Origin of the sequence: Streptomyces albicerus (assembly GCF_008905045.1) — a bacterium.
Classification (GTDB): domain Bacteria; phylum Actinomycetota; class Actinomycetes; order Streptomycetales; family Streptomycetaceae; genus Streptomyces; species Streptomyces albicerus.
Genome location: NZ_VWMY01000019.1, coordinates 155,413 through 166,452 on the forward strand (window position 1 = coordinate 155,413; position 11,040 = coordinate 166,452).

Annotated in this window: 12 protein-coding genes and 2 pseudogenes; 9 read left to right on the forward strand and 5 right to left on the reverse strand. The window is 68.7% G+C overall.

Annotated features, from left to right (window positions below; all coding sequences use genetic code 11):
- Positions 1-9: 9 nt before the first annotated feature.
- The 9 genes and pseudogenes from GAS53_RS18910 to GAS53_RS18950 all read left to right on the forward strand — a co-directional run bounded on the left by GAS53_RS18910 (position 10) and on the right by GAS53_RS18950 (position 7,400).
- A complete protein-coding gene (locus GAS53_RS18910) occupies positions 10-960 on the forward strand; it encodes an alpha/beta hydrolase (protein WP_151478805.1) in 951 nt (316 codons plus the stop codon).
- A 55-nt stretch (positions 961-1,015) separates the two neighbouring features.
- On the forward strand, positions 1,016-2,077 hold the full coding sequence (locus GAS53_RS18915; RefSeq protein ID WP_225858991.1) for an alkene reductase: 1,062 nt from the start codon (positions 1,016-1,018) through the stop codon (positions 2,075-2,077).
- Between the two features lie 3 nt (positions 2,078-2,080).
- Positions 2,081-2,611, forward strand: coding sequence for an SRPBCC family protein (locus GAS53_RS18920; RefSeq protein WP_151478807.1), 531 nt, complete (start codon positions 2,081-2,083; stop codon positions 2,609-2,611).
- A gap of 476 nt (positions 2,612-3,087) precedes the next feature.
- The gene (locus tag GAS53_RS18925; protein ID WP_151478808.1) at positions 3,088-4,002 is read left to right on the forward strand and encodes an NADP-dependent oxidoreductase; all 915 of its coding nucleotides are present in this window, start codon (positions 3,088-3,090) and stop codon (positions 4,000-4,002) included.
- Between the two features lie 341 nt (positions 4,003-4,343).
- Positions 4,344-4,811 carry a cupin domain-containing protein gene (locus GAS53_RS18930; protein ID WP_151478809.1) on the forward strand — a complete coding sequence of 156 codons (468 nt, stop codon included), beginning with the start codon at positions 4,344-4,346 and terminating at the stop codon, positions 4,809-4,811.
- 143 nt (positions 4,812-4,954) lie between these two features.
- Entirely contained in the window at positions 4,955-5,833 is an 879-nt protein-coding gene (locus GAS53_RS18935; protein ID WP_151478810.1) for an LLM class flavin-dependent oxidoreductase, read from the forward strand.
- Between the two features lie 186 nt (positions 5,834-6,019).
- Complete coding sequence (locus tag GAS53_RS18940) at positions 6,020-6,229, forward strand: hypothetical protein (RefSeq protein ID WP_151478811.1); 210 nt, start codon at positions 6,020-6,022, stop codon at positions 6,227-6,229.
- A pseudogene (locus GAS53_RS56360) lies at positions 6,193-6,950 on the forward strand (transposase); the annotation flags it as partial. The gene GAS53_RS18940 and the pseudogene GAS53_RS56360, both read left to right, overlap by 37 nt.
- 60 nt (positions 6,951-7,010) lie before the next feature.
- The gene (locus tag GAS53_RS18950; protein ID WP_151478813.1) at positions 7,011-7,400 is read left to right on the forward strand and encodes a VOC family protein; all 390 of its coding nucleotides are present in this window, start codon (positions 7,011-7,013) and stop codon (positions 7,398-7,400) included.
- Positions 7,401-7,707: 307 nt separating this feature from the next.
- Here the strand turns inward: GAS53_RS18950 and GAS53_RS18955 are convergent, their stop codons facing one another.
- The 5 genes and pseudogenes from GAS53_RS18955 to GAS53_RS18975 all read right to left on the reverse strand — a co-directional run.
- Positions 7,708-7,920 carry a DUF4287 domain-containing protein gene (locus GAS53_RS18955; RefSeq protein WP_151478814.1) on the reverse strand — a complete coding sequence of 71 codons (213 nt, stop codon included), beginning with the start codon at positions 7,918-7,920 and terminating at the stop codon, positions 7,708-7,710.
- Between the two features lie 92 nt (positions 7,921-8,012).
- Entirely contained in the window at positions 8,013-9,020 is a 1,008-nt protein-coding gene (locus GAS53_RS18960; protein WP_151478815.1) for a sigma-70 family RNA polymerase sigma factor, read from the reverse strand.
- Between the two features lie 291 nt (positions 9,021-9,311).
- Positions 9,312-9,602 (reverse strand): annotated as a pseudogene (locus GAS53_RS18965) (transposase); the annotation flags it as partial.
- A gap of 7 nt (positions 9,603-9,609) precedes the next feature.
- Entirely contained in the window at positions 9,610-9,852 is a 243-nt protein-coding gene (locus GAS53_RS18970; protein ID WP_225858982.1) for an IS110 family transposase, read from the reverse strand.
- A 621-nt stretch (positions 9,853-10,473) separates the two neighbouring features.
- On the reverse strand, positions 10,474-11,040 hold a 567-nt coding region (locus tag GAS53_RS18975), incomplete at its 5' end, for an MFS transporter (protein ID WP_151478839.1).

An 11,040-nucleotide genomic window follows, 5' to 3' on the forward strand; every position in this document is an offset into this window, starting at 1 on the left:
AGGACAGTCATGTCACTCAGTTTCGACCCCGAGTTCGCCCAGGTGTTCGCCCCCATGGCCGAGGTCATGGCGGGCGCCACCCCTCCGCCGGTCGGCGACGTCGCCGCGCGCCGCGCCATGTGGGAACCGATCATCGGTGCCGCTTCGGCGGCCCAACCGGTCCCGGCCGACGTCACGACCACCGAGTACTACGCGACCGCGGACGACGGCACGAAGATCACCATGCGCTGGTACGCCAAGACGGACGTTCCAAGCGGTCCGGCCGCGCTGTTCTTCCACGGCGGCGGCTACATCTTCGGCCACATCGACCTGTTTGACGGCCCAGTTGCCCGCTACGTCTCCGCCAGCGGGGTGCCGATGTTGTCGGTCGAATACCGCCGAGCCCCCGAACACCCCTTCCCGACACCGGTCGAGGACGCGTACACCGCCCTGCGCTGGCTGCACGAGCACGCCGGCGAGCTGGATGTCGACCCCGCGCGGATCGGTGTGATGGGCGACAGCGCCGGAGGCGGACTGGCCGCGGCGCTGTCGATCCTCGCCCGGGAGCGCGGCGGCCCGGCGATCGCCCGGCAGATCCTGCTCATGCCGTTGCTCGACGACCGCGCCACCACGCCCGACCCGCACATCGAGCCCTACCTGCTGTGGTCCTACGACGACAGCCGCACCGCGTGGCCGGCCCTGCTCGGCGACGCTGCGGGCGGGCCCGACGTACCCGCCACGGCCGCGCTGGCCCGCCTCGACGACGCCACCGGTCTGCCTCCCGCCTACATCGAGGTCGGCCAGCTCGACGCCTTCCGCGACGAGGACCTCGTCTACGCCCTCAAACTCAGCCGGGCCGGCGTACCCGTGGAGTTCCACCTCCACCCCGGCGTCCCGCACGAGTTCGACTCCATCGCCTTCACCACCGACGTCGCCCGCCGCGCCATCGCCGACCGCGTACGCGCCCTCGCCTCCCTCTAGTCCCTCCACACCCTCCAACTCTGATCACCCTGAAGCGGAAAGCGCTCACCCATGACTGTTCTGGACCCCCGTCACCGTCGGTGTCATGGAACTGCCGCACCGGCTCGTCATGGCGCCCATGAGCCGTGACCGCTCCCTGGCGGACGGCCTGCCCAGCGAACTCAATGTCGAGTACTACCGGCAGCGGGCCTCCATGGCCCTGATCATCACCGAGGGCACCCAGCCGTCCGAAGACGGTCAGGGCTACCTGTTGACGCCGGGAATCCACACCGACGCGCACATCGCCGGCTGGCGCAAGGTCACCGACGCCGTCCACGCCGAGGGCGGGCGCATCGTGGTCCAGCTGATGCACGCCGGCCGTGTCTCCCACCCGGACAACACCCTGCACCACCGCACGCCCGTGGCCCCCTCGGCCGTACAGCCCAAGGGCGTCATGTTCACCGCCACCGGCCCCCAGGGGATGCCCGCTCCCCGGGCCCTCGCCGCCGACGAGATCGCCGGCGTGGTCGACGAGTTCCGCCGCGCGGCGGCGGCCGTCGCCGCCAGGTTCGACGGCGTGGAGATCCACGGCGGCAACGGCTACCTCGTCCACCAGTTCCTCTCCTCCAACGCCAACGAGCGCACCGACCGGTACGGCGGCTCCGTCGCCCACCGCATCCGCTTCGCCACCGAGGTGACGTCCGCGGTGGCCGCCGAGATCGGCGCCGACCGCACGGGCCTGCGCATCTCTCCCGGCAACCCCTACAACGACATCACCGAGCACGACATGCATGACGTCTACCCGGCGCTGCTCGACGCCGTCGACCCGCTCGGCCTCGCCTACCTGCACCTCATCCAGGGACCCGACGAGGAATTCCTGCAGCACAAACGCCGGCAGTGGTCCACGGCACTGATCGTCAACCGCAGCGGCACCCCGCTCGACACCCGCTTCGCCGACCTCGACTCCGGTCTGGCCGACGCCGTCTCGGTCGGCGCCACGGCACTGGCCAACCCCGACCTGCCCCACCGCGTCCGCACGGGCGCCCCGCTCAACGGGCCCGACCCCGCCACCTTCTACGGCGGCGACCACCGCGGCTACACCGACTACCCCACCCTCCCCACCACCACGGAGAGCTGAACCATGACCACACTCCTCATCGGACCAGCCGACAAGACCGTCGCCATCACTGTCCAGCAGCGGACCCGCACGGCACCCCAGGACGCCTTCCGCGTCCTGGTGCCTATCGACCTCCCCACCGTCTTCCGCCCGGTGGCCCCGTTCCCGGGCATCAGCAGCGTGAAGAACCAGACCGAGGCCTGGGACCACGTGGGCCCGCGAAGGAACCCGCAGTTCGACGACGGCTCCCAGGCCGACGAAGAACTCACCGAGTACGTACCGGGCTCCAGCTTCGCCTACCAGCTGACCGGCTTCACCAACGTCCTCTCCCGCCTCGCGGCCGGTATACGGGGCGAGTTCAACGTCAACCCGGACGGTGACGGCACACTCATCCGCTGGACCTACGAGTTCAAGCCGCTGCCCGGCCGCCGCTGGATCCTGGCCGGTCCCTTCGCCCCGCTCTGGCGCCGCTACATGGTGGCCGCCCTCGACCGGTGCATCCACGTCATCGAAACGAAGGACGACAGCGAGCAGGTGCAGCTCCGGGCCGGGTGACGGCCCGAAGCAGCGGCACCAGAGTTCCGACCCGGTCGTTCCGACCGAGCTGAATTCGTAGGAACCCGTCATCGAGGCCATCCTTCCACGGGCTCCAGCCCCGACGATCAGCTCGGACACGACCCCGAGGTCCACCGCACGAGACCCGCAGCAGGGCCGGAAAGAGCCCCACAGCACTGACGGACGTCTTGGTCCGGCGGATGCACGAGGTGAACACACCCATCGCCTCCAAGCACTGCCAGCATCCCGAGGTGGGCTTGCTGGAGCTGCACTGCCAGTGACTGGCAGACCCTGATCAGGCCCGGAAACTGCCGAACAGCCCCGGGCGCGGGCAGGCGGCCCGAAACTCCGCGGCTCCAGCCCGCGAACGAGCCCATCCAACAGTTATTTGGCCAGCCACATGATTGGCGGCACGTTTTAGGTGTCTGGCCACCTGATCTGGTTCGCCGGATCAACTCATTGAAGGAGACACAGTTATGAAGGCCATCGTTTTCGACACGTTCGGCGGCACCGAGGTCCTGCACGAGGCGCAGACCGAGGTCCCCGAGCCCGGCTCCGGCCAGGTCCGCGTGCGTGTACAGGCTGTCGGTGTCAACCCGGTGGACGGAAAGATCCGTTCCGGGACTATGGAGGCCATCTTCCCCACCACCCTGCCCGCCGTCCCCGGTGGTGAGATCGCCGGGATCGTCGACGCCGTCGGCGAGTGCGTCGACCAGCTGCAGGTGGGCGACGAGGTGCTGGGCTGGTCCGACACCGGCGCCTACGCCCAGTACGCGCTCGCCAGTGCGGCCGTTCTCGCCCTCAAGCCGGCCGGTCTGGACTGGACGCACGCGGCCGCCCTGCCGGTGGCGGGCGACGGCGCCGACCGGGTCCTGGACCTGCTCGGCGTCAAGGCCGGCGAGACCCTACTGATCCACGGCGCGTCCGGCGCGCTCGGCACCGTCGCCGTCCAGCTCGCCGTCGCCCGCGGCGCCCGCGTCATCGGCACCGCCGGTCCGGCCAACCAGGAGTACGTGACCTCGCTCGGCGCCACCGCGCTGGTCTATGGAGAGGGTCTGGTCGAGCGGGTGCGTGCGCTCGCCCCCAACGGCGTGGACGCGGTGCTCGACGCCGCGGGCAAGGGCGCGCTGGAGGACTCCATCACCCTGCGCGGCGGCACCGACCGGATCGTCACCACCGCCGACTTCCGCGCCCGCGAACTCGGTGTCGTCTTCGCCGAGGGCCCGGCGCGGCGCTCGGCCGCCCGGCTGGCCGAACTGGCCCGGCAGGCCGCCGACGGCACACTGGCGATCACGGTCGGCGCGACCTACCCGCTTACCGACGCGGCCAAGGCCCAGCAGGCCAGCGACGCCGGCCACAGCCGCGGAAAGCTCGTCCTCACCGTCGGCTGACCTCCTCCCGCGGGGGCCAGCCCCGCATGGCCGCCTGCAACCAGCCGGTCATCTCCATCTCCAGTCAGTCCGTATCCACGCGATATACGGATACGTCGTGTGCGGCCCACACCGTCCCCTGCTCGGCCCATGTCCCTGTGTCCCTCCCTCACCGAAGGTGAACGCCCGCTTCACACGGTGTGCGGTCGCACGCACAAACTCACAGCACCACCAGTCAAGTTCAGGCCTGCGAGTCAGAGCACCGGGATTCGCTCTGGGGGCGAATCCCGACCCCTTGCACCGCTCCGCAGGAGTCCGATTCCGCGCCGGCCTGAAGGCCGGAGTTTCCCTGGAGGTCTCCGATGACCATGGCCTATCTGGCGCAGCCCGAACAGCAGCAGAAGCTGGAATGGCTCGACGGGGGAACGTTCTCCGTGCTGCTCGACAAGGAAGCCACCGAGGGCAAGCTGACTGTGGGCCGCTTCGACGTCGCCAAGGGCGAAGCCCCGCCGTTCCACCTGCACACCCGCGAGGACGAGGTGTTCATGCTGATCAAGGGCACGGCCCTCGTGTGGTCCGGGGAGGAGGAACACGAGCTACGTGAAGGCGGGATTGTCTACCTGCCCCGCAACGTCCCGCACGGCTACCGCATCACCTCCGACCGCGCCGACCTTCTGATGATCGCCACGCCCGGCGGCATCGAGGGCATGTTCCGCCACGCCGGACGCGACCTCACCACCCCGCGCCCCGACGGCTTCGAGATCCCCAAGTCCCTCCTGGCGGAGGCATCCGAACTCTACGGCGGCGTCATTCTCGGCCCGCCGCGCTGAACCGCTCACGGACCCGAGCGGTGCCGCCCCGGCTGCCGCCTGCTCTTGAAGGCGCTGCCTCCGGGACGACAGCGGGTCCGTTCCCTTCCTCACCTGCGACCACCGCTGACCGACGTCGAGCGCCGGTTGCTCAGGAGACCTTCATGCCCCTCCCTGTCCTGTTCGGCGCGAACGTAGAGCCGAACGCCCTACCCGTCGGCCGCTCCAGTGAGCAGGCACTGCTCATCGACAGTCTCGGCCTCGACCTTCTCACCATCCAGGACCACCCCTACCAAGCGGCGTTCGACGACACCTGGACACTGCTCACCTTTCTGGCCGCGCGGACGCGACATGTCACGCTCGTCCCGACGGTCAGCTCCCTGCCGTTGCGTCCGCCGGCGGTGCTGGCCAAGGCTGCGGCAACCTTGGACAGACTGACCGGTTCCCGGGTCCGGCTCGGCCTGGGCGCCGGCGCCTTCTGGGAAGCCATCGAGGCCATGGGCGGCTCCCGACGCACGCCGAAGGAGGCCGCCGACGCACTTGAAGAGGCGATCACCGTCATCCGGGCGATGTGGAGTGGCGAGCGCAGTGTGCGGACGCACGGCGCGCACTACTCGCTGGCCGGCGTCCACCCCGGCCCGGCGCCGACCTCCGGTCTGGGGCTGTGGCTGGGCTCGTACGGACCCCGCATGCTGGCCCTGACCGGTGCAAAAGCGGACGGCTGGCTTCCCTCGCACGCCTACCTCGGACTCGACGCACTGCCCACGGCCGTCCGCCGCATCGACGACGCAGCTCTGACGGCGGGCCGCGATCCGGACACGATCCGCCGGGTCTACAACATCGCCGGTGTCATCCAACCGGAGTCGGCCGGCCCGTTCCAGGGGCCCGCCGCCCAGTGGACCGAACACCTTGTCACACTCGTGCGCACCGTCGGAATGAACGGTTTCGTCATCTGGCCCGAACGAGATCACGTCCAGCAGATCCGCGCGTTCGCCGCCGAAGTCGTACCCGCAGTCCGCGAAGCCCTCGCACGGGAGACTTGAACCTCCTTGTGCTCTCGGACCGGGCGACATGCCTCGCACAGGGGTGACCTCCCGCGGCGCGGACCGGAGCACGGACCCACACGAGGGTCGGTGTCCCGCACGGCATCGGCCGTACCCGTCAGGGTCTTCCTTCAGAGCAGTGTCCTCCCCCGTCCCCCTCCGGCTTCGAGAACGCCCCACCCGACGATGCCAGCCTCACTGCCCCGCACCGAACACACCGAAGCCTGCATCACGTTCACCGACCAGGTACCGGCCGGGCTCGCCGCCGACTCCGCCGGCCCCCGCAACCAGAAAGTCCTGGTCTTCCTCTTCGACCCGACCCCAGGTGATCCCATGAGCGATGAAACGCCCCTCCCCGACGGATTCGAAAGCATCACCGGCTGCGCTCCGCCCTGACCGGCCTGTTCCCTGCGCTGGAACGCGCGCTCATCCTGACCAGCGCCGGACCGCTCGTCCTGCTGGTCGGCTACCAGACGCCCGCAGCACTCCGGCGCCTCGGCACCGCGCGACTCACCCGATGGCTGCGCGCCCGCGGCGTCCGCAGCCCGGATGAGCTCGCGAGGAAGGCGGTGGAGGCCGCAGAGCGGCAGCACATCTCCGTTCCCGGCGAGGCCGTGATTGCCCAGCTCGTCAGGACGCTCGCCCAGGAGGTGCAGGTCCTTAACGATAAGGTCGCCGAGGCCGACCGGCTCATCGAGGCCCAGTTCCGGACGCACAGCTGGCCGAAGTCGTGGCCAGCCTGCCCGGCATCGGCCCGCTGCAGGGCGCCGAGTTCCTCGCCGCGATCAGCAACGGCCTCGCGGATTTCACTGGCCCGGACGGACTCGCCGCATTCGCCGGCCTGGCGCCAGCACCACGCGACTCAGGGAAGCGGAACGGCAACCTGCACCGCCCCCGTCACTACCACCGAGGTCTCCAGCGCGTCTTCTACATGTCCGCCCTGATGAGCGTCCGCTACGACCCAAACTCGCGGACCCTCTACGACCGCAAGCGCGCCGAGGGCAAACGCCACCCCCAGGCCGTGATCGCCCTCACCCGCTGCAGAGTCAACGTCCTGTGGGCCCTGATCCAGGACCGACGCCTCTACGAAGTCACCCCGCCTCAGTCCACCGGCTAGGTCCCGATCGGACTTGCACCAATCGATGCCTGGACATTCAGGGCCACCTACTGTGCTGGCATGACGTCGATCAAACAGGTCTCGTTAGGCGTGAACGACGACAAGAGGGCAGGCCAGTTCTGGCAGCAGGCACTGGGGTACGTGCAGCGACCTCCACGCTACGAGGGTGATGACTGGATCGTTCTCCAACCGCCGCCTGGTGAGCACGGGGTCGCTATCGCCATGGACACGAGTGAAAGTCCTGCGGAGGAGTTCCCCCGCATCCACTTCGATCTCGACGCCGGTGACCGGGACCTTGACGAGGAAGTAGACCGACTGGTGGGCCTGGGGGCGCAGCGTGTCGACTGGCAGCACTACCCGGAAAGCCTGCCTCTCGGAGGGCGACCGTACGTTGTGCTGGCCGACACAGAAGGCAACCGATTCTGCGTCGAGGGCCACCGGCGCGGTTGACCACCCTCCCTCTCGCCCGACCCTCCGCCAAGCGGGAGCCACACAGCTTGACTTCTCCATTGGGAAGCCACTGTGAGCATCACAGTTGGCCGCACTTCCACGTTGACCGGCAATCAGAACTCACGCGTCCGCCTGACGGCGGAGTAATTGTCAAATTCTGTGGATCACGAGGCTCCGGAGACGTCCTGTAGCCAGTCGTCGAGCGCGGCGAGGTCGTGTCGGTGAGGCTGATTGCGGCATCGACGCGGTGGAGCAGGGCCTGTCCCTGGTGCTGTGCCGTCACCCATGCGCTCCCATGCGTGGCAGCTCAGTTGCCGGACCGCTCGGCGAGAGTGTGCGCGACGAGGGCATCGGCGTGACCGTGGCCCAGCCCGTGCTCGGCCTTGAGCCAGTTCACGAACTCCATGTGCTTGGTCAGAGGCGAGGAGCGGATCAGGTCCTTCCACTCCGCAATCGGGCGACCGTACTTCTTCTCGATGGAAGGGAAGTAGCTGGCAGGGCCCTTCACGGTGGCGGTCATGTCAGTCATCTTGTCTGTCCGTTGCTTCGGTTTCGTTGCTGGTATGACCGAGGGGCACGAACGGAGTCATCGTCCGATGAAGGTGCGCTGCGTCACACCTCCTGCTCGCCGATGTGCGGGGGCAGGTTGAAAAGCGGGAACAGCCGCTCGGTGTCCCGGAAGACATGGATGTCGCTGATCCGGTCCCCGGAGATGTCGACGACCTGAACGGCCCAGGGCTCGAATCCCGCTCCGGTGACGCTGGGCCGGTACTGGCCGAAGGCCGGCGAGCCGTTCGCCAGGGTGGGGACCAACCGGGATCCCCGGCAGCCGACGGCGGGTCCGGTCAGCCATGCCTGGATGTCGGTGACGCCTCGCATCCACAGGGCGTATGGCGGCAGGGACATGGTGGCGTCCACGTGCAGCAGCATGTTCAGCTCCTCCATGTCGAAGCTGGAGAAGGCCGCGGCATATCGCTTCGCCAGTGCCCGCTGAACGGCGTCGGGCGACTGTGCCGCCGCGTCGCCGGTCGCTTCGCGGCGGGCGGCCAGTGTGGCGCGGGCGCGCTGGAGCGCGCTGTTGACCGAGGCGACGGTGCAGCCGTGCAGGTCTGCGACTTCGCGTGCCGAGAAGCCCAGGACTTCCCGTAGGAGGAGGGTCGCGCGCTGCTTGGACGACAAGTGCTGCAGTGCGGCGATGAATGCCAGGCGCACGGATTCGCCTGCTTCGGCTGCCTTTGCGGGGTTGTCCGGCGTGTGGGCCAGAGCGGCCGGGAACGGTTCGATCCACAGGCTGACGTCCAGTGGAGGGCCTGGTGAGGTGGCGCCGCTGGTCGGGGCCGAGAGGTCCATCGGGCGAGCCCGGCGCTTGCCGGCGGCGAGTGTGTCGAGGCAGACGTTGGTGGCGATGCGGTAGATCCACGACCGTAGTGACGACCGTTCCTCGAACCGGTCGAGGCCGCGCCACGCCCGGACCATGGTCTCCTGCACGGCATCTTCCGCATCGAAGACCGAACCCAGCATTCGGTAGCAGTAGCCGATCAGCTCGGTCCGGTGCGCCTCCAGCCGAAGCGCCGCCGATTCGTGACCGAGTCCGACAGCGCCGACTTCCAGACCATCCATCCCCGCCCCCTGGTGCGCACAGTATGCGTCTGCGGCGCCGGCACGGCCGTGACCGCGGAGCGGCGCTTCCTGCCCGGGCAGGATAACTTCTGCCGTACAGGGACGGCGTCGTGGTGCTCGGCTGTTTCTGGCCGTATAGCGAGCATCAGAGAAAGGCGACGGCACGGAAGGCGTTGCGAACGTCAGTCAGGGTTGGCGGTCGGGGGTGTAGCAGAGCTTGTTGGTCACCGGTACGGCCCACCGATCTTGCTGGAGTAATTGTCGAATTCTCTGTGGGCCAGTTGAGGTGGCTCAGGCGGCGCTGAGTTCGGGGCGCTCGACGAGCTGGCCGCGTTCGAAGCGGGCTCCGGTGCGGACGAGTGCGACGAGGTGTAGTGCGTTCACAGCCCGCCATCGCTGCTGGGCGGACTCGACGAGCTTGAAGACCATGGCCAGTGCGGCGGTGCGGGAGCCGGCGCCTCGGGTGACCTTGGTCCTCAGGCGGACGGTGGAGAACGTGGACTCGATCGGATTCGTGGTCCGCAGATGGATCCAGTGCTCGGCCGGGAACCGGAACTGGGCCTCGATGAGCCGGTCGGCCTCGGCGACCTTATCGTTCAGGACCTGCACCTCCTGGGCGAGTGGCCGTCAGGAACCTGGCGAGTTCGGCGCCGTAGGCCCCGGTCCCCTCCATCCCGACCGCGATGACGTCCCCCTGGGCGCGCAGCCAGGCCAGCAGCTGCCCGTAGCCGGCCGAGGTCGTCTCGAACGACTGCGTGTCCAGGTGGCGGCCGACCGAGTCGATCACTGCGGCTTGGTGGATGTCCGTGTGGGTGTCGACTCCGCCGATCACTGCTATCCCGGGCCGCGCTCATACCTGTTCTGCCGTCCTTCGTATGAGGCGTTGTGGAACAGCGTGTGCTGCCCGGGCAGACGGACGAGACGTGAAGAGGCCCGACGGCCAAGCTCCTACGAGGTCACGGACGCCCACGAGTACGCAGTGGCATCACCCGCGGGCCGACGATTCAACGCACAGGCAGCCGAAGCGCCAGTCAGACCCAGAGTCAGATCCCCGAGCGATGCCGCGTACATCCTCACTGTCAGACCTGGGCTTCGAGATCTGCTGCGGGCGACCGCGCGGGTGGACATCTCGCACCATCAGTACTGGATTCGCGGAAATGTCTTCTCGAGAGTGGCGCCATGCCGGGTCCAACGGGTTGGTCGACAGCCTGGTGGCACCCGGTAGGCGTGCCGACCCGGTGACTTCGCCATCGTCATGACCGGTGCGGAGAGCGGCTGGATCACGCTGGCCGTCCACATGAGAGCGCGAGGCGCGCCAAGCACCTGGAGTGGCCGTTGTCGGCTCAGTCCCTGGCGCACCCAGTTCTTCGCGACTCAGGCAGCTGTTCGCGGCGACCGACTGTCGGAAGTCGCTGCGAGCCGCTTTCCTCGTCCCGGCAGGCCCTGGACGCTGTCAGCAGCGGCGGGTCTGGTACGGCACGGGGGTGGGTTGCGGTTCGGGCGGTGTCGGGCACCGGCGCAAGGCGACGAGGAGGGTCAGCGCGATTCCGCCTGCCACCACGAAGAGCGTGGTGCTGATCCCGTCGGCGGTGGCGATTCGAAGCTGTTCACCGGAGAGGCCATCGAGGTCGGCAGTCGCTACCAGGACGAGGATGGCGAGTCCGACAGCGGCGCCCGCGCCTGAGCCGGTGGAGGCAATGCCGGAGGCGATGCCTTGTTGTCGGTCGGAGATTCCGGTGGCGGCGGCGATGAACATGGTGGTGAAGACCACCCCGTCGCCGATGCCGAGCGCCACGAGGCCGGGGATGAGTTCGATGTAGGTGCCGTTCGGCGAGATCGCGAGGCCGAGTGCGACCGCACCGAGCGCACCGACGGCGAGGGCTGCGGCCAACGTGCGCCTGAGACCGAACCGCGTCACGAGCTGGCCTGCGGTTGTCGAACCGGCCACCACCACTGCCGTGGGGATGAGGAAGCCGGCGCCGGTCTGCAAAGCGTCGTAGCCCAGAATCTCCTGGAAGTA

Excerpts from the sequence above, each read along its gene's own strand:
- GAS53_RS18935 (WP_151478810.1), top strand. The coding sequence starts at position 4,955 with ATGCCCCTCCCTGTCCTGTTCGGCGCGAACGTAGAGCCGAACGCCCTA.
- GAS53_RS18920 (WP_151478807.1), top strand. The coding sequence starts at position 2,081 with ATGACCACACTCCTCATCGGACCAGCCGACAAGACCGTCGCCATCACT.
- GAS53_RS18925 (WP_151478808.1), top strand. The coding sequence starts at position 3,088 with ATGAAGGCCATCGTTTTCGACACGTTCGGCGGCACCGAGGTCCTGCAC.
- GAS53_RS18930 (WP_151478809.1), top strand. The coding sequence starts at position 4,344 with ATGACCATGGCCTATCTGGCGCAGCCCGAACAGCAGCAGAAGCTGGAA.
- GAS53_RS18910 (WP_151478805.1), top strand. The coding sequence starts at position 10 with ATGTCACTCAGTTTCGACCCCGAGTTCGCCCAGGTGTTCGCCCCCATG.
- GAS53_RS18960 (WP_151478815.1), bottom strand. The coding sequence starts at position 9,020 with ATGGATGGTCTGGAAGTCGGCGCTGTCGGACTCGGTCACGAATCGGCG.
- GAS53_RS18940 (WP_151478811.1), top strand. The coding sequence starts at position 6,020 with ATGCCAGCCTCACTGCCCCGCACCGAACACACCGAAGCCTGCATCACG.
- GAS53_RS18955 (WP_151478814.1), bottom strand. The coding sequence starts at position 7,920 with ATGACCGCCACCGTGAAGGGCCCTGCCAGCTACTTCCCTTCCATCGAG.
- GAS53_RS18950 (WP_151478813.1), top strand. The coding sequence starts at position 7,011 with ATGACGTCGATCAAACAGGTCTCGTTAGGCGTGAACGACGACAAGAGG.